This window comes from Actinotignum sanguinis (assembly GCF_030230305.1).
Lineage (GTDB): Bacteria > Actinomycetota > Actinomycetes > Actinomycetales > Actinomycetaceae > Actinotignum > Actinotignum sanguinis.
The window spans coordinates 22260-44250 of the sequence record NZ_JASPCQ010000007.1 but is presented as its reverse complement, the minus strand read 5'-3'; the positions used below and the strand labels follow the sequence as shown (position 1 = coordinate 44250).

General features: G+C 57.7%; 19 protein-coding genes. 13 read left to right on the top strand and 6 right to left on the bottom strand.

Going from position 1 to position 21991, the window contains the following annotated elements:
* Nucleotides 1–7: 7 nt before the first annotated feature.
* From QP828_RS05155 to QP828_RS05115, 9 genes are all read left to right on the top strand, one after another.
* Complete coding sequence (locus QP828_RS05155; protein ID WP_274735211.1) at nucleotides 8–1015, top strand: sugar phosphate isomerase/epimerase family protein; 1008 nt, start codon at nucleotides 8–10, stop codon at nucleotides 1013–1015.
* A 75-nt stretch (nucleotides 1016–1090) separates the two neighbouring features.
* Nucleotides 1091–2083, top strand: a complete 993-nt coding sequence (locus QP828_RS05150; RefSeq protein ID WP_126135471.1) for a 4-hydroxythreonine-4-phosphate dehydrogenase PdxA — start codon at nucleotides 1091–1093, stop codon at nucleotides 2081–2083.
* A gap of 35 nt (nucleotides 2084–2118) precedes the next feature.
* Nucleotides 2119–3432 (top strand): MFS transporter, encoded by a 1314-nt coding sequence (locus tag QP828_RS05145; protein ID WP_274778608.1) that lies wholly within the window; start codon nucleotides 2119–2121, stop codon nucleotides 3430–3432.
* Between the two features lie 95 nt (nucleotides 3433–3527).
* Nucleotides 3528–4496, top strand: a complete 969-nt coding sequence (locus tag QP828_RS05140; protein ID WP_274778609.1) for an amidohydrolase family protein — start codon at nucleotides 3528–3530, stop codon at nucleotides 4494–4496.
* A 10-nt stretch (nucleotides 4497–4506) separates the two neighbouring features.
* A complete protein-coding gene (locus QP828_RS05135; RefSeq protein ID WP_274778610.1) occupies nucleotides 4507–5214 on the top strand; it encodes a cyclase family protein in 708 nt (235 codons plus the stop codon).
* A complete protein-coding gene (locus tag QP828_RS05130; protein ID WP_274778611.1) occupies nucleotides 5215–6534 on the top strand; it encodes an MFS transporter in 1320 nt (439 codons plus the stop codon). It abuts the gene before it with no gap.
* A gap of 2 nt (nucleotides 6535–6536) precedes the next feature.
* Nucleotides 6537–8249, top strand: a complete 1713-nt coding sequence (locus QP828_RS05125; RefSeq protein ID WP_274778612.1) for a dihydroxyacetone kinase family protein — start codon at nucleotides 6537–6539, stop codon at nucleotides 8247–8249.
* 183 nt (nucleotides 8250–8432) lie between these two features.
* Nucleotides 8433–8897 carry a ribose-5-phosphate isomerase gene (locus QP828_RS05120; RefSeq protein WP_126135477.1) on the top strand — a complete coding sequence of 155 codons (465 nt, stop codon included), beginning with the start codon at nucleotides 8433–8435 and terminating at the stop codon, nucleotides 8895–8897.
* Nucleotides 8894–9640 carry a triose-phosphate isomerase gene (locus QP828_RS05115; RefSeq protein ID WP_274733967.1) on the top strand — a complete coding sequence of 249 codons (747 nt, stop codon included), beginning with the start codon at nucleotides 8894–8896 and terminating at the stop codon, nucleotides 9638–9640. Before QP828_RS05120 ends, QP828_RS05115 begins: the two co-directional genes overlap by 4 nt.
* Nucleotides 9641–9757: 117 nt before the next feature.
* Here QP828_RS05115 and QP828_RS05110 read toward each other — a convergent pair whose 3' ends face one another.
* Together QP828_RS05110 and QP828_RS05105 are read right to left on the bottom strand one after the other, a co-directional pair.
* Nucleotides 9758–10783, bottom strand: coding sequence for a virulence RhuM family protein (locus QP828_RS05110; protein ID WP_284891312.1), 1026 nt, complete (start codon nucleotides 10781–10783; stop codon nucleotides 9758–9760).
* 262 nt (nucleotides 10784–11045) lie between these two features.
* The gene (locus QP828_RS05105) at nucleotides 11046–12083 is read right to left on the bottom strand and encodes a LacI family DNA-binding transcriptional regulator (protein ID WP_274733964.1); all 1038 of its coding nucleotides are present in this window, start codon (nucleotides 12081–12083) and stop codon (nucleotides 11046–11048) included.
* A 174-nt stretch (nucleotides 12084–12257) separates the two neighbouring features.
* Between QP828_RS05105 and QP828_RS05100 the strand changes: the two genes are divergently transcribed.
* The 3 genes from QP828_RS05100 to QP828_RS05090 are packed head-to-tail and all read left to right on the top strand — an operon-like array spanning nucleotide 12258 to nucleotide 15211.
* Nucleotides 12258–13004 carry a glutamine amidotransferase gene (locus QP828_RS05100; RefSeq protein WP_274733963.1) on the top strand — a complete coding sequence of 249 codons (747 nt, stop codon included), beginning with the start codon at nucleotides 12258–12260 and terminating at the stop codon, nucleotides 13002–13004.
* A 3-nt stretch (nucleotides 13005–13007) separates the two neighbouring features.
* Nucleotides 13008–14093, top strand: coding sequence for a DMT family transporter (locus tag QP828_RS05095; protein ID WP_274733962.1), 1086 nt, complete (start codon nucleotides 13008–13010; stop codon nucleotides 14091–14093).
* Nucleotides 14094–14116: 23 nt separating this feature from the next.
* Nucleotides 14117–15211 carry a phosphotriesterase family protein gene (locus QP828_RS05090; protein WP_274733960.1) on the top strand — a complete coding sequence of 365 codons (1095 nt, stop codon included), beginning with the start codon at nucleotides 14117–14119 and terminating at the stop codon, nucleotides 15209–15211.
* A gap of 241 nt (nucleotides 15212–15452) precedes the next feature.
* Here the strand turns inward: QP828_RS05090 and QP828_RS05085 are convergent, their stop codons facing one another.
* Both QP828_RS05085 and QP828_RS05080 read right to left on the bottom strand, forming a co-directional pair.
* Nucleotides 15453–17156: an alpha/beta hydrolase gene (locus QP828_RS05085; RefSeq protein ID WP_274778614.1), complete on the bottom strand. Its 1704-nt coding sequence runs from the start codon at nucleotides 17154–17156 to the stop codon at nucleotides 15453–15455.
* 12 nt (nucleotides 17157–17168) lie between these two features.
* Complete coding sequence (locus tag QP828_RS05080; RefSeq protein ID WP_274735202.1) at nucleotides 17169–17906, bottom strand: ArsR/SmtB family transcription factor; 738 nt, start codon at nucleotides 17904–17906, stop codon at nucleotides 17169–17171.
* Between the two features lie 127 nt (nucleotides 17907–18033).
* On the opposite strand from QP828_RS05080, the gene QP828_RS05075 reads away from it, so the two are divergent.
* A complete protein-coding gene (locus QP828_RS05075) occupies nucleotides 18034–19437 on the top strand; it encodes an MFS transporter (RefSeq protein WP_274735201.1) in 1404 nt (467 codons plus the stop codon).
* Between the two features lie 43 nt (nucleotides 19438–19480).
* Here the strand turns inward: QP828_RS05075 and QP828_RS05070 are convergent, their stop codons facing one another.
* The gene (locus QP828_RS05070) at nucleotides 19481–20995 is read right to left on the bottom strand and encodes an alpha/beta hydrolase domain-containing protein (RefSeq protein WP_274735199.1); all 1515 of its coding nucleotides are present in this window, start codon (nucleotides 20993–20995) and stop codon (nucleotides 19481–19483) included.
* 119 nt (nucleotides 20996–21114) lie between these two features.
* Nucleotides 21115–21960: a helix-turn-helix transcriptional regulator gene (locus tag QP828_RS05065; protein WP_274733952.1), complete on the bottom strand. Its 846-nt coding sequence runs from the start codon at nucleotides 21958–21960 to the stop codon at nucleotides 21115–21117.
* Nucleotides 21961–21991: the final 31 nt, after the last annotated feature.

Genomic DNA, 21991 nt, shown 5'->3' with positions numbered 1-21991 from the left:
TGATGAGGTGTATACGGCGGATACCTGGCCAATTGCGGCCAAGATGAATTTCGGATCCCGCACAGAAACAGGGGAGGATATAGGAACCGCACCGGTAAGCATATGGGAAGACCAGCTTCTCCAAGTCAAGGAGCTTGGTTTCGGTGCCATTGATCCGATGGATGATTGGGTTCCCCTTGTTGAGATATCCGAGGAACGCTTCGCGTCTTTCCGGGATATGTGCCGCGATCTCGACCTCAGCATTCCCGCTATTTCCGTAGGTAGGCGTTCCGTCGTCGATGTTCGCAACGGAGATACCAATCTTGCCTTCGTACATGACCTCATTGACCGCGGGCATGAGCTCGGGGCACAGGTCATCAATATCGGCTTTATGGAGGCCCTCACCCCGGCGCAGGAAAAAGCGCTGTGGTTCTGGCTAGCACCCGGGCACGTATGCGATCCGCAATTGCGTCCGCTCGCGGTGGAACGGGTGCGGGAACTAGCCCGGCACGCCGGCCAGCTCGGAATGCACATCAGCCTGGAAATGTACGAAGACACCTACGTGGGAACCCACGACGGCGCGGTGAGTTTCGTGCGTGATATTGACCGTGACAACGTGGGGCTTAATCCGGATATCGGCAACCTCATTCGCCTGCACCGGCCCATGCCCAGCTACCAGGACATGTTCGATGCGGTTCTTCCCTACGCCAATTACTGGCATATCAAGAACTATATTCGCGATGAGGACCCGGAAACTGGCACCTATATGTCCGCGCCGGTTCCCCTGGAAAGCGGACTTATTAACTACCGCGCCGTGATTCGGCAAGCTTTGCGGGGTGGCTTTACCGGAGCATTCATGGTGGAACACTACGGCTCGGACTGGCTGGGAGTGGGAGCAACAAATGCCCGCTATATCCGCCAGGTACTGCGCTCCGCACTGCGCACCATTGATCCTTTCAACGCGAATCTTTCCGCCACGGGCCAGGGTGCCATTGGACAGATTACTCGTGAGTCGGCCCCCGCACCGTCGTACTAATCCCCGAACCTATTTACCCCAGTTATCCGTCCGTCACTGGCCGCACGAGCGACCACAGCTACAAAGGAGAAAACAATGACTATCGTTCCCAATCTTGCTATGACTATCGGTGATCCCTCAGGCATCGGCCCCGAACTGGCGATGAAGTTATGTGCCGATGAGGAGAACCGTCAGAAGGCCAATATTAAGCTGCTTGCATCGGCTTCCGAAGTAGAGAAATACTGCGCGGAGCTCTCTCTGAGCTTCCCCTATTCGGAAGAAGCAAAGCCCGGTGAGGTGCAGATCGTGGGATCCGAGCTCCAAGATCAGCCCGTTAAACGCGGGGAGCATTCCGTGGAAGGCGGTCGGCGTGTGAAATCCGATCTCCTCAAGGCTATCGGCATGTACAAGGACGGCAAAGCGGATGCGATTATTTTCCTCCCCCTCAACAAAGCCGCGCTCCACGAAGCCGGCATGCATGAAGAGGACGAGCTGCGTTGGTTCGCCAAGGAACTCAATTACGACGGCTTCACTTCCGAACTCAATTTCATTCCCGGGCTCACCACTTCGCGCGTTACTTCGCATTGTGGAATCTCGCAAGTAGCCGCCCGTATTAACGCCCGAGCGGTTCGCGATGCCATTAACCTTCTCAACGATGTTATTAAGGGCATCGGAGTAGAAGAACCGCGTATCGCGGTATGCGCGCTCAACCCGCACGGTGGAGAATCCGGGCAGTTCGGCCGGGAAGAAATTGACCATATTGCCCCTGGGGTGGAACTCGCCCAGTTTGATGGTGTTAATGTGCAGGGTCCCTTCCCGCCGGACACCACCTTCATGCGAGCCCAGAAGGGGAATTTCGACGGCGTTGTCACGATGTACCACGATCAGGGCCAGATTGCTCTCAAGACCATTGGCTTCGATAAGGGTGTGACGGTTCAGGGAGGTTTGCCCGTGCCGTTGGCCACCCCGGCCCACGGCACCGCCTACGAAATCGTGGGCCAGGGTATTGCCTCCATCGGTCCCTCCCAGCGAGCCTTTGATATTGCTACTTCCCTCGGGGTCAAGACCGCAGAAGCGGCCCAGGCATAGAAAGCCGGTTCACCATGTCCGTTAATAAGCACGCAGTGAGCCACCCACGCAAGGGTAAAAAATCGAAGATTCGCATTGAAGTCTTCATGATTTTGTGGCTCATTATTCTGCTCAACTACATTGACCGCACCACCCTGTCCATCGCCCTGCCCTTTATCGATAAGGAACTGGGCATCGATGAGGATATGCAGGGATGGATTCTTTCTACTTTCTTCTGGACCTACCTCATCTTCCAGGTTCCGGGTGGTTGGCTCCTCGATAAATTCGGGCCACGCCGCGTTATCGGTGCGGCCGGAGCACTTTGGGGCGGAACCCAGATGGTTATTGGTTTTATCCACACCGGCTTGGGCTTCGGGGTATCCCGCTTGCTCCTCGGTGCATTGGAAGCACCGTGTGCGCCCTCGGGCTCCAAGCTCAACTCTTCTTGGTTGCCTTCCGGGGAACGTGCCCGCGGCGCCACTTTCGTGGATATGGCCGGGGCCTTCGGATCCGCTGTGGGTGGCATTATGGTCACCGCAATAATTGGATTCTTCGGGTCCTGGCGCTGGGCTTTCTATATAACCGGCGGGATCACGGTGATCGTTGCGATTATCTACTACATCTGGGTGCGTGACACTCCGGAAGAACACCCACGGGTGAGCGCGGAAGAACTCGAACACATCCGCGAAGGTGAGGTAGGTCAGGAAGGGGCCGAACTCACCGCAGAAGAAAAGGCCAAGCTCCCGCGCATCGTTGACTATGCACGTTCCACCTCCTGGTGGGCCTTCTGGTTCGGGCGTCTTGGCTGGGCCACAGTATGGTGGGGCCTCATTTCCTGGACCCCGTCCTATCTCTCGCGTGCCCGCGATTTCGATTTAGCCGGCCTAGGCTGGGGCACCTTCTTCATGTTCATGATGGGCGTGGTGGGCCAGCTGGTAGCCGGGTGGCTCGCGGACTGGGGCCGGCGCACCTTCAATGATTACAACAAGGTCATGAAGGCATTACTGGTCGGTTCCGCCCTCGGCATGGCGGTATGCGTGGCGGCAATTCCCTTCGCACCATCCGGAATGACCGCACTTTTCCTGCTCTCTGGCGCGGTGTTCTTCACGAACTTCGGTGGGCTGTACTGGGCTATTCCGGCTTGGCTCGCCCCGAAGAGCCAGGTGGGAACGGTTGGTTCTGTCATGAACATGGCCTCATCCCTGGGCGGTGCGCTTGCTCCCATCATCATGGGCTACGCGATCAAGGCAGCCGGGGGCTCCTTTACTGGAGCGTTCGTCTTCCTCGCCTGCGCGGCAGGACTGTACATGATCGGTTCTGCCCTCATTAATTTCAATCGTCCCTTGGCGCAGCGGCGGCCTATCGCCTAAGCGCGCCTCGTAGCGACGAATTTTTGGGTGCGGTGGTGCCATTGCGGCATGTGCCACCGCAATGGCACCACCGCACCCGGACCAAGGAGGAAACAATGGAGTTATACACAGGTCCAGTTATTGACGCGCATCATCACTTTTGGGAGCCGCATCTGGGTTACCAACCCTGGTTGCGCCCCGATGCGCATATCCCCTTCCGCTACGGAAATTACGATCCAATCAAAGTTGATTTCGTGCCGGCGGATCTCACCGATTTAGCCGCGAGTATTAATCTCAACCTCGTCGGTTCGGTAACGATGGAAACCGAATGGGAACTCGATGATCCGGTTGGCGAAATGCGCTACACCCAAAATATCGCGGATCGCTTCGGCCTCCCCAACGCCGGGGTAGGGCATGCGATTCTCAAAGATCCGCAGGTGCAGGGAACCCTTGAAGAACTAGCTGAGATTCCTATTGTGCGCGGGGTTCGTAATAAGCCCGGGCAGTCAGATTCTCCGGTTAGTGCAGAAAGCAACCCGAGCCTGCTCACCGATCCGCAGTGGCAGAAGGGTTACGCAGCGTTGCGCGCCGTCGGATTTAGTTTCGACCTGCAGGTGGCCTGGTGGCATATGACCGAGGCGAAAACCGTTCTGGAGCAGAACCCGGATATTCCCCTCATCATTAACCACTCCGGGCTGCCCGCGGATCGCCACCCGGATATGATCGCCGGCTGGGTGCGCGCACTGGACTTCATGGCGCAATATCCGCAGGTCTCCATCAAGATTTCCGGGATCGGGTTGAAAGACCAGCCCTGGACCGTGGAAAATAACCGTCCCATCGTGGAAAGAATCACCGAGATTTTCGGAACCGAACGCATTATGTTCGCCTCGAATTTCCCGGTCGATTCCATTGCCGGAAGCTTCGCAGACATCTGGAATGGCTTCCGCGAGATCACGAGCGGATGGTCCCAGGCGGAACAACGAGCCGCCTACGCAGAGAACGCGGTGCGGATCTACCGCCTCCCGCAAGACCTGCTCAACACAACATCGGAAGCCGTGCGCACGGCAGCGCACGCAGAAAAATAGGACAACTACTATGGGATTTTTCGATCACTACCGCGTCGTCGACCTGTCGATGCTTATTGAGCCGCATTGGCGTTTTGCTCCGGAGTTCGCTTTCAAGGAACTCCCGAAACCGGAATTTACCTTCCGGTCCACTGTTCTTAAAGATTACGGTGCCCATAATTTCTCCCATTGCGATGCGCCACAGCATGTTGATCGAGCCCTCGAAACCATCGAGATGCTCCCCATCGAGCGTTTCTGCGGGGAAGCAAGTCTTATTGACGTCGCAGATTTGGGTGGTAACGCTGCACTTTCCCGTGAAGTTCTTGAGGCGCGGGCGGGCGCGGTACGCGCCGGCGACGTCATACTTATCCGCAGCAACCAGGCACTGCGCCACCCCACAACCGTGCCAGAATTCTGGACCAGGTCCCCGTGGATCACGAAGTCCGGTGCGGAATACCTCCTCGAGCTTGAGGCCAAGGCAATTGCTTTTGATTTCCCGCAGGACCGCGCGATCCGCGAACCGTACCTCACGGATTTTGAGCACCATGAACCCGTTGAAGACTGGGCCTGCCATACCGTGCTGCTTCCCAAAGGGATTCTGCAAATCGAATACTTGGCCGGGCTGGAGCAACTTAGCCAGGAACGCTTCCTCTTCTTTGCTGCACCCTTGAAAATCAAAGGCGCGGATGGTGGTCCCGCACGCGTCTATGCGCTCGAAGTAATCGCCGAGGAGGCATAAATGACAACCCCGGTCCACGTTCCCACGTCAGCGCGGCGCCGCTGGAAAATTCTCATTCCCGTTATTATCACGATCTACATCATCGCGTATATTGACCGTGTCAATATTGGCTTCGGCATGGAAGGCATCCGAGAAAGTCTCAATATGGATGCTTCCCAGGCCGGATTTGCCGCGGGAATCTTCTTCATAGGGTACCTCGTACTCCAGGTCCCGGGCGGCTACCTAGCGCAGAAGTGGAGTGCCCGGAAAGTTGTCTTTGTGCTCATGATCGGGTGGGGAGTCTGTGCGATTCTCGCTGGTTTCGTCCACTCGTATACGCAGCTACTTATCGCTCGTTTCACGCTCGGGGTATTCGAGGGTGGGGTGCAGCCAGCACTCATGGTTCTCATTTCGAGGTGGTTCTCCAAGGCGGAACGCGGGCGGGCCTTCTCGCTGTTCATCATGCACAATCCCATCGCCACGATCATCACAGGCCCCTTCGCCGGCCTTATCCTCATGTACGGGAACTGGCGCGAACTCTTCATTATTCAGGGTGCGCTGCCGCTGGTCATCGGCGTGGGGCTGTGGTGGTATTTCGCGGCCGATAATCCGGATACCGCCCGGTGGATTGACCAGGATGAAAAGGACGAGATCCGCGCCCTGCAAATCATTGATGGTAACGAAAAGCCGGTGGAATCGGATTGGCGCCTCGCGGTGCGTAATCCCTTCACCTGGTACCTGGCCTTCCTGGGGATGTTTGTGTGGCTGGGCTTCTACGGGCTCCAGATTTGGCTTCCCACCCTCCTCAAGCAGTCTTTCCACGGTTCTCTTACGGTGGGTCTAGTTTCCGCGATCCCGCCCGTTTGCGCTGGTATCGCTATTTGGTTCAACGGGAAGGGCGCGGACCGAGATCAGCGCTATTGCACCCGCGTGGGTATTCCGCTCATCCTTGGCGGCATTATCCTGGCGCTTTCCTCTTTCGTGACGGCGGACCAGCGATGGCTGGTGGTGATCGCCCTCGCGGCGGCAACCGCCTGCCAGCTCTCCTTCTTCGCTCCGTACTGGACGATCAACTCCCTGCTGCTGCCCCCTGCGGCGGTGGGTGCCGGCTTCGGTATCATTAACGGTATCGGGAACCTCGGCGGGATGCTCGGCCCGTACCTCGGCGGATGGCTGCAAGACCTCACGAACGGAAATATGTTCGCTACCACGGTGTTCTTCGGGGTATCGGTCGCCGTTGCCGGGATTATGGCTTTCGGCCTGTCCGGTGCGGTGCGAGCCAAAATCGCTGAGGATCGTGCCCGCCAGAGTGCAATCCTCGCAGATCAACCAATGGAGTAACAATGACGTTTATCTACAACGATCCTAAACAATTCCCCGCTGAAGCCCTCGCGGGTTTCATCGCCGCTAATGAGCGGTACGTGGAGGCGGTGCACGGCGGCGTCGTACGGTCTACTACCTCCCCGGAGGGCGAAGTGGCGCTGGTCATTGGGGGTGGTTCGGGGCACTACCCGGCCTTCCCTGGCTGGGTCGGCCCAGGTATGGCGCACGGTTGCGTATGTGGGAATATTTTCGCTTCCCCCTCGCAGTCCCAAGTCACCGCGGTATCCCAAGCTGCTGATAACGGCGGTGGCGTGCTCCTCATGTACGGCAATTACGCCGGGGACGTTCTCCACTTTGGGAAAGCCGCCAGTATTATGCGTGCGGACGGTCTGGATGTGCGCGAAGTACAGATTTCTGACGACGTCGCATCGGGGATCCCGGAAAAACACCGTGAGCGCCGGGGTATTGCGGGTGACCTTTTCGTCGTGAAAGTAACCGGCGGGGCAATCGCCGCCGGGTACAACCTGGACGAAGCCGAACGCATTGGCTGGCACGCCAATGATTCCACCCGTACCCTCGGGGTCGCTTTCACCGGCTGCACCCTCCCGGGATCGGGCGATCCGCTCTTCACCGTGCCTGATGGAAAATTCGCTCTCGGGCTTGGGATTCACGGTGAGCCCGGGATCTCCGAACACGAACATGCCACCGCGGATGAACTGGCAACCCTTCTGGTTGACGGTGTTCTTGCCGAAGAACCCGAGCGCCGCGAGGGCGGCTACAGCGGGCGCGTGACGGTGATCGTTAACGGGCTGGGCGGAGTGAAGTACGAAGAAATGTTCGTGCTCTACCACGCAGTCTCTAGCATCCTGGCCGAACGTGGCCTGGAGGTCGTGGCGCCGGTCGTAGGTGAACAGGTGACCTCACTCGATATGGCCGGTGTTTCTCTCACCGTTGCTTTTCTCGATGAGGAACTGGAGAAGTTCTGGCTGTCCGGTGCGGATACCCCCGCTTTCCGTACTGGAAACGTGGAGAACCAGCAACGCCGCGAACGCCCCGTTGCGGAAGCGCACGCGGTGGAACTCAGTGCCGGCACGCCCGAATCGGCAGCGCAGGCGGAACGCATCGCCGTCGTCTTCACCGCTTTTGCCGATGCTGCTATCGCGGCGGAAGCGGATCTGGGCAAGCTGGATTCCATCGCTGGGGACGGTGATCACGGTCAAGGCATGACCCTCGGCTCGGTAGCTGCACGCGATGCGGTCCGCCGGGCCCTCTCCGCCAAGGCGGGAGCTGCGAGCCTGGTGGACTCGGCTGGCAAAGCATGGTCCGAAGGCGCGGGTGGTACCTCGGGTGCACTCTGGGGAGATGCCATCTGCCAAGCTGCCAGCCATCTTGACGATGGAGGAGCGGTTTCGGCCGAAATATTGGGCGCGGCCGTCGTTGATGCGGCGCGAAATGTGGCGCGCGACGGTGGTGCCGTCGTCGGAGATAAAACGATGGTGGACGCAACCGAACCTTTTGCCGATGCACTGGAAAAGGAGCTTGCCGAAGGCGTGGGGCTCAAGGACGCCTGGACGCGCGCGGCCGAAGTAGCCCGTCAGGCCGCCGAAGCTACTTCGGAGCTGGCTGCACGCAAGGGCAGGGCCAAGACACACGGCGATGCGTCACTCGGTCACCCGGATCCGGGCGCGGTGTCTTTCGCCCTCCTCATGGCCGCGGCAGCGGAGGCGCTCTGATATCAATCTGCATGAACCGCGCAAAAAGATAGGATAAAGTGATGGCAAGACGCTAAAATGTGGCTTTTTGCGCGGTTCGTGTGGTGGAATAGCGGTGAGCGGTTGTTACCTCAATGTGGCGTGGCTCGTAAGAATGTACCAACCCGTATATACGTGGCTAGAAAAGAAAACAAAGGAGAAAACATGGGATTTCGTGTGGTGGTGCTCGGTGATTCGGCCGGGTACGGATACAAGGACCTCATCAAGGCTGATCTGGAGAAGGATGAGCGCATCGACGAAGTGATCGACCTGGGTCTCAAGGAAGGCGAATCTGCGCTTTATCCGAACCTCGCTACCGCGGGTGCGGAAATGATTGCGCGCGGCGAGGCTGACCGTGGTATTTTCGTATGCGGGACCGGAATGGGCGTGGCTATGTCCGCTAATAAGGTGAAAGGCATTCGCGCCTCGACCGCGCATGACTCCTATTCGGTGGAACGCCTGGTGCTCTCCAATAACGCCCAGGTGCTGTGCCTGGGGCAGCGGGTTATCGGTGCGGAACTCGCGCGACGACTGGCCAAAGAATTTTTCAATTATGAATTCGACCCGAGCTCGCATTCCAAGGCCAATGTGGATGCCATTTGCGCCTATGACGGTTCACTGGAGGAATGATGCTTTGGGTTGGAACTAGCTGGAAAATGAACGGCACCCGCGCTTTCGCACGGGACTATGCTCGCGCACTCGCCGGCCTTGATGTGGCCAGCCTAGGTGATATCCAGCCTTTTATTATTCCTTCGTTTACTGCCATTGATGTGGCAGCTAGCGAGCTTGAGGGAACCAGAATCCTGGTGGGTGCGCAGAATGCGGCCTGGGAAGATGCCGGGGCGTGGACCGGGGAAGTATCGATCCCTCAGGCAATCGATGCCGGGGCCACCCTGATTGAGATGGGGCATTCTGAGCGGCGTGAGTACTTCGGGGAAACGGACGAGACTGTTAACCTCAAGATCAAAGCTGCGCTGCGCCACGGGGCTATCCCACTGGTGTGCTTCGGTGAGCCGGCTGAGGTATTTGAGGCGGGGGAGACCCTTCCCTTTATCACCGCGCAGATTAATGCGGCCCTGGATGGGATAGCGGATACTTCCCGCGTGCTCCTCGCCTACGAACCGATCTGGGCAATTGGGGAACATGGGCGCCCACCGCGGCGCGAGGACCTGGTACGTACCTTTGCCGCGCTCGCGGAGCGTTACGGGGATCGCGTGGAGGCCATCCTCTATGGAGGCTCCGTCAATCACGATAACAACAAGGATATTCTGGGAATCCCGGGCGTGGGTGGCCTGTTTATTGGCCGTTCGGCATGGACCGCGGAAGGATATATTCGCAACCTCGAACTCGCTGCGGAAGCGGTGCGCGAGTAGCGAGAAGAAGGTGTGGTGTCGCGGGGCTCTTTCTATGCTTTGCGAGTACCTGCGTTGGGTAGGCTGCCGTTGGAAACAAATTCTGGACGGCAGCTTGCCCGAACGTAAATTAATTATCTAAGGTTGTCCGTGATCCTCGTTGACCCGTTCTGCTTGGAGAGCAAACTTATCGAAATCTGATTCATAGGTGAGATCCTGCACCACTCGATATTTGGAGAACTCCTCTAGTGCGTGTTCATCGGCAAGGTTCTTTGAAATTTTTCCCGCATTGTTCAGCAGTTCACGACTATCGAGGGTAAGAACTTGGTCGAGGAACTGTACCCAGTCGTTCATAGTAGTGGCAATGTGACGGCGTGCGCGTGACTCTGCAAGGTTTAAATACGCTTCTACCAACCGCCCCAAATCATCAAGCTCGTTCTTGGTGAGGTAGTTTTTGCCGATGGTCACGTCACCCGCGAGCACTTTACCGTCAGGCGAATTTTTCCACGAAGTTAAACCCATATGTGGTTTCTTAGCATCGGCTCTCTCGGTGATGAGTTCCGCCGCGGTGTGTCCGTGTACAGCATAGTGAAGCTTGTTTTGGACAGTAGCGAAGAAAGTCCGGGTTGTGGGCGCTTTGGCATCATAATCGACAGCTGTTGAATAGATGTCGGTTATCTTCTGGTAGAAACGCCTCTCTGAGAGCCTGATTTCCCGCACTTCTTGGAGGAGTTGCTCAAAGTAGTCCTCGCCAAGAATGTCGCCAGTTTCCATACGTTCTCGGTCAATCACGTAGCCACGTAAAGTGAAATCACGCAGGATGCCAGTGGCCCACTGCCGGAATTGAGTGGCGCGTATTGAATTGATCCGGTAACCAACCGAGATAATTGCGTCCAGGTTGTAGTGCTGTGTGAGGTAGTTTTTTCCGTCAGTAGCAGTTATCCGGAATTTCCGGATAACTGCAGAATCCGACAACTCCCCCGATTGGAAAATATTTCGCAAGTGTTCGCTTACGGTTCGGACGTTGACGTCAAACAATTGTGCCATCAACTTCTGGGTAAGCCAGATGGTACTTTCTTCGTACCGTACTTCAACGCTGTTAGCCGCATTGGTCGTAAACACCAAAAACTTAGCAGTGCTGTGCCGAACAAGCTTCTTAGACATCTTCAACTCTTTATGCTTCATAAAACTGAATGACTATCGCATGGGTGCGTAAGTACCTACTGTGTACTCCCGCATTGTTACGAGCAGCCTCTTCGCAGCCTGCACGCGCATCGGTGGTGGTGATGGCAAGCTGTGGAGAGTCAGCTATAGACATGCTTTAGTTTACCGTATCGGTGAGATGGAGCAAATACCCATGGACTCTAAAATTGAGTGCAACAACTTTTACGATTACAGGTGTCCAGTCCGGGGCGCCTCGAACCGTTTACCCGATCCGTTTCACCGATGCACGCGTCACCACATGCATGGGGAAAATATGTCCGCTGGGTGCCTGTCCAGTTGCGGTGTCAACAATAGCGCGCAAGGCAGCTTGTGCCATATCTGCAATGGGTTGTTGTACTGAGCTCAGACCCGGATGAATCCAATCGCACAGGCTAATATTGTCGAATCCGATGACGGAAAGGTCATCGGGAATATGCAGTCCACATTGCTCTGCGGCACGGATAAGACCAATGGCCACCACATCCGAACTTGCGAAGACCGCAGTAACAGGATCCGGGGCGGTTAAAAGCCGTGGTAATGTGGACGCACCAAAAGCCTCGGAGTAGGGACCGTGGAAAATGTAGCGCTCATCCACCTTGAGCCCGTGGAATGTTATGGCTTTCCGGTAGCCGAGTTCTCGTTGATGTGCGGAGAGAAGTCCCTCAGGTCCACCAATGAACGCCACGCGGCGATGCCCGAACGCCAGAAGATGATTCGTTGCCTGGTAGGCGCCATTAGCGTTGTCCGCTACAACGTAGGGGATAGAGCTCGGGCGAATATTGGTGTACCCCAAGGCTGAATTTTCGAGAGCTGCATCCACATTGAGAACCATCTCGTCAAGCATGACGAAGGGTTTAGTTAGGCTCACGGAATTGATATCTCCATCGAGCGAGTTATTTCCAACCAGGATGATCGCGTCAACTGTAGGATTTGCGAGGGCTTCCTCGATGAGTTCCACTTCGTTATCAATTTGCCCTCCCGAAACGAATACAGCCACTGTTTTCTGTGCAGCGTCACCCGCGGAGATAACTTCGGCCCCTAGCTTTGCGAAAAACGGGTTAGTTAGGTTGGGGATAATCAGGGCGATTGTGCGCAATGAAGTGTTTGTCAAAGTGGGAGCTTGCCAGCCTACTTGGGACATCGCCTCTTGGATTTTCTCTGCGGTTTCCCCTCGAACATTGAGTTCCCCACGCACGAACCGAGAGACTGTCGACGGTGAAACGCCAGCAATTCGTGCTATTTCGCTTAGAGAAGCTGCCATGGGACTCCTGATGTAAACGAGGGTCTTGTGTGAAACACCTCAAGCCTATAACATAACAACCAGACGTTGCGTAACGTTGCGCAACGCTCGTGATGGTTGTGGTGATGAAAGTCGTTTCCGACGGCTCTGTCGCTACCTTGAGCGAAACATAATTGGTAGTCGAAGGAGACTGGAATGGTAAAAGTTCTGCTTGCAGGCGAGTCGTGGGTCAGCGATATTGTTGACCATAAAGGCTTCGATCAATTCCCGCACACTCAAGTACATATCGGTTGCGCAAAACTTCTCGAATGTTTGCGCAAAGCTGGGCATGAAGTGACCCATATGCGATCGCATGATGTGGCGGTCGAGTTTCCTTTTACGGAAGAGGAACTCAATGAGTATGACGTCCTCATTTTGTCGGATGTTGGAGCTAATACCCTCCTTCTCCCGCCGCAAGTTTTCGAAGAGGGAAAGCGTGTTCCGAATCGACTCACTCTCATTCGTGACTGGGTGAAGAACGGGGGCGGATTAATGATGGCGGGCGGCTATCTCAGCTTCCAGGGATTCCAAGCGATGGCGAATTATGCGGGCACTCCAGTTGAGGATGTACTCCCGGTTACTATCCACCGCTATGACGACCGTATTGAAGCGCCTGAAGGTGTCCGCGGAGAGCTCACGGATGTCAATCACCCCATTACTCAAGGAATAGATAAAACGTGGCCGTATCTGCTCGGTTTCCAAGACCTCGTGGCGAAAGAAGGCGCGAGTGTCTTGGCAACTGCGGCGCATAAGCCGCTCTTGGTGGCACGTGAATACGGGCGAGGCCGGTCGGTAGCTTTCGCCTCGGACATCTCCCCGCATTGGGCTCCGCAGGAGTTCATGGAGTGGCCCGGCTATTCCACCCTTTTTGGCAATATCGTCACCTGGCTCTCGGGAAAGTAGGCAATGATGTCTTCATTAAAATCTGATTCGTGCGTTGTGGATACTGGCGACGCAGTGACTAATTCTCAACAAACGGAAACTCATGCGGCGGAGAAGCGCGTGCGTGCACACGGAAGTGCTGCGCAAGGAACTGCCATTGTGCTGTTTACCTTCCTCACCGTTCTGGCGGGCATGCTCGGTCCCATGCAGAGTTCCGTCAACGGGCGGCTCGGTGTTGCGGTCGACGACGGACATCTGGCCGCGTGTATTTCATTCTTCTCGGGACTTGTCGTCATGTTCATTATCGTGCTGCCGCAGCGCCGGCTGCGGAAAGCCCTCATTTCGATTCCGGGGCATCTGCGGCATGGAACCTTGCCGTGGCCGTACTTCTTCGCAGGTCTGTGCGGAGCCGTTATTGTTCTCTCTGAGGGTGTTTCCGTCGGAGCGCTCGGGGTGGCGACGTTCCAGACCTCATTGATTGCAGGCATGGTTATCTCCGGAATTATTTGTGACCGTTTCGGTATCGGAGTTGAGTTCAAACAAGCGCTGAATATCCCCCGTATTTTGGGGGCACTCCTCGCTATTGCAGCGACCGTGCTGGTGGTATCGCCGAATTTCACGGCTCCCCATATGATTGCGTTGGCAATTCTGCCGTTCTGTGGTGGTCTCCTTGCTGGATGGCAACCGGCGGGTAACTCCAAGATCGGCTATCTTGCGGATTCTATGCTGGTATCCATTACCTGGAATTTCATCATTGGGTTTTCCGCGCTCGCTCTTGCGTTCATTATTCGATTGGCGATGGGTGCTGCTACTTTCCATCTTCCGACTCAGTGGTGGATGTACCTCGGCGGTCCTTTGGGTCTGCTCTCCATCGCACTCATGGCACTGCTGGTTCGCAAGCTTGGTTTGCTGCTCCTCGCTCTTGCTTCAACTGCGGGTCAGCTTATCGGATCCATCCTCATTGACCTCATCCTCCCGCAAGAAGGGCACGTCATTTATGCCGTTACGGTTGCGGGCGCTGCGGTAGCGCTGGTTGCCGCAGGAATCGCCATGGTCCCGTCTCGCAAGCTCGGAGCAGGTACCGAACATAAAACTGAAGAATCTCACTAGGCAGCGAAGAAAGGACAGCTGCAATGTCTCAACTGAAGAACGGCGAACTGCAAACCGTTCGCGGAATTATCAAGGCTCAAGATATGGGGATGACACTTCCCCACGAACACCTTTTCAATGACTTGTCCTCGGTTGTGGATGAGCCCTATTACGAGTTCTCCAAGGAAATAGTCGGCAAGAAAGTCACGCCGGATCTTATGTATGGCCTGCGCCAAGATCCGTACTGCAACGCGGATAATATGGCGGATAAGCCGGCTCAGGATGTGATCCTGGAAGTCCGTAAATTTGCTGAGCTCGGCGGGCAGACTATCGTTGACGCAACTGGAACCGTCAGCATCGGCCGTAACCCGGCGCGCTTACTAAAAGTTGCGGAAGTGACTGGACTCAACGTTGTTATGTCGACCGGGCCATATCTTGAAAAGTTCGAAGGCGAACGCATTACCGCGCGTAGCGTTGACGCCATTGCGGAAGAAATTGATGCCGATATCAATGAGGGTATTCCGGCAATTGATACCGCTCCGGGCAGTGCGGCGGAAAAGTCGGAGGGTGGCGACCGGAAGATTAAAGCCGGCATGATCGGTGAGATAGGGGTATCTCCCTTCTTTACAGAAGGGGAACATGCGTCCTTGCTTGCCGGAGCCCTTGCTCAAACAAATAATCCGACCGTAGCGCTCAATATTCATATGCCCGGGTGGCAACGGCGCGGAGATGAGGTTCTGGACCTGGTCTTTGCGCAGGGCGTGGCGCCGCATAAGGTTTCCCTTGCCCACTCGGATCCTTCCGGTGCTGATAAGGATTACCAGCGTCGGCTCCTCGATAGGGGAGTGTGGCTGGAATTCGACATGATCGGCCTGGATATCACCTTCCCGAAAGAAGGTGTATCTCCGTCAGTTAACGAAACTGTGAGTGTTCTTGCTGACCTCATAGCTGATGGGTACGCGGATCAGATTATCCTCAGTCACGATCTCTTCCTCAAGCAAATGTGGACTCAGAATGGCGGTAATGGATTTGCCTTCGTTCCAACGGTCGTCATTGACCTGTTGCGCCAGGAAGGCGTGAGCGAAAGTGATCTGCACAAGTTACTGTACGAGAATCCGGCCAGGGTGTTGACAGCTTAAGCGGGCACCGGGCAGAAGATAGTGCAGAAAATAGAGACGGGGGAGCAGTCATAATGATTGTTCCCCCGCAATTCTGAAATGACATAGAAATGTAACTAACTTGGCCGCAGGGCCCTATGCTGGAGGCGGCAGGAAGATATTGCGGTTTATCTCCGCGTGGTATTAGAAGACGGCGATCCAGCGCTTCTTCAAACGGCGTTCAAGGACATTGTGAAATCTCTGGCCTTCAGAGAGATTGCTCCTAACGCCCGGCAAACGCAGTCGCAATAAACTCACTTATTCGCGCGCGTACCTGCTCCCACACCTTCGTGCCGGGGGAACATAGCATCGCATGGAAAGTCCCCGGATACATGTGGAGTTCCACGGCCGCGCCGGCGTCCATGAGGTCGCGCGCCCAGTCGAGGCCCTCGTCGCGCAGCGGATCAACCGGATTGACCACAAGCAGCATCGGCAACCCTGAATACGGGCCGCTACCTGCGGAAAGTGGCTCGGCGCGGTACCCGGAATCGTCAGCGTAGGCGTTCCACGCCGCGGCCGCGGCCTCCCGCGTCCATACGGGGCCGTCGCGATAGGTTCGATAGGAGAGCGTATCGAGGCGCGGGCTCACGCACGGTTCGAGGGCGACGACGCCGCACAAGCCCGCCAGTTCCTCTGGCTGCGCGAAGCGCAGCACCTGATCGGCCAAGCCGGCCCCGGCCGAATCTCCGAAAACCAGCACGGGTGCACCCGGGAAAACCCGCGTAATATAAGCGAGCGCAGCCCGGCAGTCGTCCACCGCTGCTGGGAAAGGATGCTCGGGTGCCAGCCGGTAATCGGGAACCACCACGGTGGCCTCGGCCAGCTGGGCGATCTCAGCATTGCGGGCGTCGTCGTAGCGGGCGCGGCCCGCAACGTAACCGCCGCCATGCAAAGACAGCACCACGCGGGGCTGCGGCGGCGTCGTGCTATCGGGGTGGAAGATACGCAGCTCCAGGCCGTTCTCCACCACAACCTCGCGGCGGATACCCGAGGGCAGTTCCGGTTCGGCACCCAGCAGCGCTTCGCCTTCCGCGCGCATCGCCGGAGCATCCCAGGTGGTTTGCTCGGGCACGCCCGCGAGCAAAGGCGTGAGCTGCGGATCGAGGTAAGGCTGCGGGCGCTTCTGCGCCTTCGCGCACTCGGCAAGGAAGGGGTCCACCGCGGCGTAGAAAGCGCTCTCCTGGTCGCGGCGGACCGTATGGGTGGAGTGCGGGATGACCGCCCCGCGCAGGTGCGGATTGTGATGCTCAGTCAGTGCCTCGATGCCGGTGGCGCCGAAGAGCACATCGTCGCCGTCGCCGGTCACGAGGAGGGTGGGCATGCTTAGCTGGCCAAGCACCGCGCGCCCGGGGCGGCCCACCACGCCGGTGGCAATGAAATCGAGGTCCACCTCGGTCTTACCCTGTGCCCAGCCGGCGTATTCGGAGGGGGTCCAGGTGGTATACGATTCGCGCAATGACGCGATAGCTTCGGGTAGATACTCGCGCACGCGCTCCTGGGTTTTGCCAAGATCTTCGGCGGCCTCGCGGTAGGTACGGGCCTGCTCCGGGGTGAGGAGCGCGGGGTCTTCAAGCACCAGACCCGCGATGAGCGCCGGGTGAGCTGCGGCAATATGCGCGGCGACCGCACCGCCTAGGGAGTGCCCCATGAGGAGGATCTGGCGTGCGGGAGTGCCGGCGGCGGCGCGCACCACCACATCGGTTGCGCTGGCAACGAGGGCGGTGAAGGGATCGGCCAGGTCGTCCTTGGCGAAACGGGCCGAGAGTCCGTGGCCGAGCAGATCGCAGAGCACCACTCGGTAATCACGCCCGTAATGCGCGGCGAGGCTGTGTAACGAGGCGGCGCAATCTGTCACCCCGTGAAAAGCAACGATGGTGCCCTCGATGGGAGCCCCGGAAACTGAATACGATAACGCGGAATGCCTCATTGCGCTCCTTTGCTAGCGGGTACTTGCGTGCGTGTTGTGGCCAGGGCTGCGCGGGATAATAGCCTGGAGTGTCACAAAGGGAGTGGCGTTTTCGGGTGTGGCTTTCTTGGAAGAATCAGAAGAGTTATTCGGGCGGGTTGCCGCGCCCGCCTCATTATCCACCCGATATTCTTCCACGAGTTCATACATTTTCTTGGAAAGATCGGCGGCCTGCTCACGTGTGAGAAGGACTTCCGCCGGGTGCAAACTGGTGAACAGCGGCCGCTCCTCCGGGTGGTTAGTGCGGGCGGTCATGGCGGCCAGCCACAGTGAGGTGGCCCATTCCAGAATCGCGGTGCCGGCCGCGGTCACGCTTTTGGAATACTCCGAATTGGGCAGGCTGGAATCGGTGGCCATGCGCGGGGAAGTGAGGGTCCACACCCGATCACGCTTATCGCGCGCCCGGGTCGGATCCTCGCGAATCAGCCCACCGCGGGCCAAAATTCGCAGGTGATAGCTCATGGAATTGGCGGGAAGCTCCAGTTCCTCAGCCAAATCCGCGGCGCGCGCGTGGCCTAGTCGGCTGAGAGTGTGGAGCAGGCTCAAGCGGACCGGGTGAGATAGGGCCCGCAGCTGCTCCCGGTTGAGGCGAGCCACCGTTTCCGGCGTGGTGGTTCCCGTGGTGGTGCCCGCGGTGGGCGCGCTGCCCGAATCGGCGCTGGTCATTTCGGGAGTGTCACGTGATTCGGCAGTGCTGTCAGAAGAAGCCATAGAATCATTGTAGCTGGAACAACGGACTTGCCCACATACGCAACAAATGTTGCGCAATAATTCTTGCGTAATTATAGTGGGAGGTGGAGGCCGAGGTATTCGGCTCATCAGCACGTAAGGAGACCTCATGTCAGGTACGGACAATGGGACAGTTATAGCAACGGAACAGGTGACCGCATCAGAGCGTGAACCTGCCACCATCTGGGCATCCCGTGAATACCGGGCCTGGTTTACCGGCGATCTGCTCCAGGACCTGGGCGCGGGGATCGCGATGTTCGCCTTCCCGCTGGTCTGCCTGGCGGTGACCGGCTCTCCTGTACACGCCGGAACGGTGGGATTCTTCCAAGGCGTAGGTACGTTGCTGGGTATTCTTCCCGGCGGGGTATTGGCCGACCGCCATAACCGGCGTACCCTCCGCTTGGTCTCGTCTGGCCTAGGGGCGCTCGCGCAGGTTGCGCTGGTAGCTCTGTTGCTCAGTGGCACCGCGAACGTGCTCAATCTTGCCGTTCTTGCTTTCCTCGACCGCCTGCGTAACTCCCTGCTTTCCCCGGCCTCAAATTCCATGCTCAAACAGGTGGTTCCCGGGCGACTTCTTCCCAACGCCGTGGCTGCGAATCAGGGGCGCGATGCCGCGGTCACCCTCGCCACCGGCCCGGCCGGCGGAGCGCTTCTTGCCATCCACCTCTACGTCCCCGCTCTCGCGCAAATCGTCGGGCAGCTGGCGAGCATGGGGGCTACGCTCCTCATGCGCGGGGATTACCGGCCCGGGCGTTCCGGCGGCGCTGAGTGTTCCGGCGGCGCTGAGTGCTCCAGCAGTGCCAGGTGCCCTGAGAACTCGGACAACTCTGCGCGCCCTGTTCGTACCGGCCGCATCTCCCGTGCGCTCGCGGAATTCAACGAGTCGCTACGGTGGATGTGGGAACGCGCCGTGGTCCGAGTGCTTCTTATCTGCGCCTGCCTGCTCAACCTGGGGTGGGCAGGCATGATGATGAGCGTGACCCTCGGCCTCGCCGACCGCGGGGTGGAGCCGGCGCTCATCGGCCTGCTCGCCACCGCGCTCGGGTGCGGGGCGCTTGCCGGGGCGGTGGTTGCCGCGCGTCTCGTCGCGCGGGTCCCCTCCGGAATTCTCATCATCGCCGGATTCCTCATGTGCGCCGGCGTCGTCGCCATTGTTCCTTTCCTTCCCGGTTTGGGGTGGATCGGCGCGATGTACGCATTAATGGGCCTGATTATCCCCGCCGTCAATGCCGCGGTGATGGGCCTGGTCACGCTCATGACGCCCAATGAGCTGATGGGCCGCGTGGGTTCGGTCAGCCAGTTCTTCGCCTCCGGAGCCGCGGCTTTCGCCCCCGCGCTGGCCGGCTGGGGGATTGGGATGATCGGATGGGAACTCACCCAAATCTCCTTCGCGATTCCCACCGCGCTCGCGGCCGTGCTCATGCTGGCCTCCCGGCAGGTCAGGCAGGTGCCGGCTTCACCCCATTGGGAGAGCTACCTGGAAGAATCCGGTGCCCTGAGCGCGCGGGATTAACGGCGACGCCGCGGCGCGTTCCGCCCTGGCAACCCGGGCGCTGCTACCGACCTTGCGGTGAACTCAGGGGAGCCGGTGCGCCTTCCACCGCGCGCTCCCACAGCTCGCGTTCCACGGCGTGGAGCAAGCGGCGGCCCACAGGCTCAAGATAACCCGCCTTTTCCAGCGCGTCATCGACTTCATCGCAGGCGGCCCGGTAGCCCTCGAAAGAAGAAAAACGCTTGAGAATCGACTCGCGCGCATGCAAGGTCATGAGGCCGTACACGGGATTTTCGGGCGCTCCGGGGAGGAAATCCGCGATCGGATGAGCGAGGAGTCCCAATTCAATCCCACCCGAAAGCAGCCCGGCGCCATCTTTTACCCACTGCCCATTTTCGGCATCGAACCAGGTGGAAGGTGCAGCCGGTACCCCCTCCGCTGCCCACTTTTCTACCGCGGCCATGGACCCGGTAATAATCGGTTCAATGGGAAGCGCACTGAGGGATTCGAGGAACGCGGTATCCATCTGGCGTGGGCGCCGCTTCGCCTTGACCACTTCCGAATTTTGTGGGATAACACGCGAACGGGCATCCGAATGTGGTGAACGCTTCACATGCCAATGCCGGCGCAACGGTCCGTCCCCTAGGCGGAAAGATTCGGGACCAGCGCCGAAGAGGCTCACATCAGCCTCCGAGGAGGTGCTGATAATCGGAACATCAAGTTGGGCGGGCTCAACGAGGTAGGGGACAAAGGCTGCTTGTTTCTCCCCAGTCCCAGGTGCATCAAGATCTACGCCGCTCAGCATTTGCGGCGGGATCCCGGACTTGTGCTGGTTAATAGCTTTGACAAACACAGATCCGACCCCGGGAGCATAACCGTCATAGGTAGGTGCATCGTCGGCTAGCCGTAACAGATTGTGGAAGTAGGTGAGATATGTATTGGTATACACCGAGGATTGGGACTGGCCGATAAGGAAGACGCGCTCTAGGCTCACAGGGCTGTTCGAGGATCGTAGCCACGCGGACACCTGCGCGATCACATCCCAGGCCAAGCCCTCTTCGCACTCGTCAAGCTGCATAAAAGGATTCCATCCCGGCTCTGCGGCATCGATCTGGCGCGGTTTTCCGCCCCAGTTGAGCTGTCTGTAGCGCTCCGGATCAAAAGTGTGCAAGGCGGAGATCTGGATGGGTTTGGCCGTCACGGCAACATAGGTGTGCCGCTTGTCCATAAGGTAGTCCCAGGCCCGCCTCCAATCGTCTTCGATGTCGTATCCCTGCGAGGCATTCAAAATAGATACCCATGCGGTCGGTGAACTTTCCTTAGCTGGGCGCCGCACCAGTACGCGGGTACAGTATGGAATTCCCTCTTTTTCGACGATTATGCGGGTGTCTTCCTCCGGAGTGAAACCATAAACGTTTGCGGTACCGGAAAGGAAATACTCCTCCTCAACGTATCCGTACGAGGCTAAATCTAGTGGTTCGCGTGCGAACCGCATTGCAGAAAAGGGATAGCTCTCATTGTTGACTGCAATTGGGCCTGTGGCAGCGGGAACTGGTACTGACAATGTCGGTGCGTTCATCATTTCTCCCTCGAAATAATCTCCTGTGCGATTAAGTGCCAGCCTAGAGTCCAAACGCTGAATTAGCTTGTCCCATTGGGGTGAAAACGCCTTCCAGTAGCTGTTAGGGACTAGTCTCTCTACGAGTTCGATAGCATTCCATAGCGTTCCGCTGTGTCAAGAAGCTCCACTACATTGTGTGCTCCGAGTTTTCGCATGAGGGTGCGGCGATGGCTGCGCACCGTATTGATAGATACATGCAGAGCGCAGGCTGCTTCGGAATTAGTAAGTCCCAATGCTACTTGCGTTAATACCTCTCTTTCGCGGGGCGTAAGCGCAGGTGCGTGTCTCGATTCGGTTCGCGGTGGCGTATTTTCAGGGGTCGAATTCTCAGGTGTGTCCGCGGTGAGCTGAGTGGGGGTGGTAAGAAGTACATCCCATACCTCCGCTAAACCGTCAGAATTGAGAATAGTTGCGTGAGGTGCGGTGCGCAGAAGTAACGCCGCAAGGGTGGAAAGCTGGGAAATGCGCAACCGATCTGTTGTCGAAAAAGCTCCGGCTCGCGAGTGGGATTCCAGCCAAATAGTTCCCTCTAATTCTTCCCCGATGATGCAGGGCTGAATAACCGCGGACGTGTGAGTGGCTGCGGAAGCCGAGTGAAATAGCGGTCGGGTTCGTTCGTAGGCAAGCGAAGAATCATCCGGGAAGGAATACAGGCGAGCTACCTCGGCCGGAGTACGGGCCCAGTACTGTTCGCGGCAGTCAAGAGTTCTTCCGAAGGGTGAATCAGCTTCCACCAGGAGAGTCGAATTATAATGGCGTAGACCGTATACACCCAGTACCGCAAAGATATTCTGGCGTGGCAGGAATACGTGGAAAGAAATGTAGTCTGAATTAGGTGCCACATCCGCAAGTAAGGCAACGAAATAGCGTGCGATGGCCCGCCGGTCATCGGCTGCGTGGAGCGCCTGAATTGCATCCGTCAAACGCTGTGAGAATTGTAGGTTTGTTCGCATT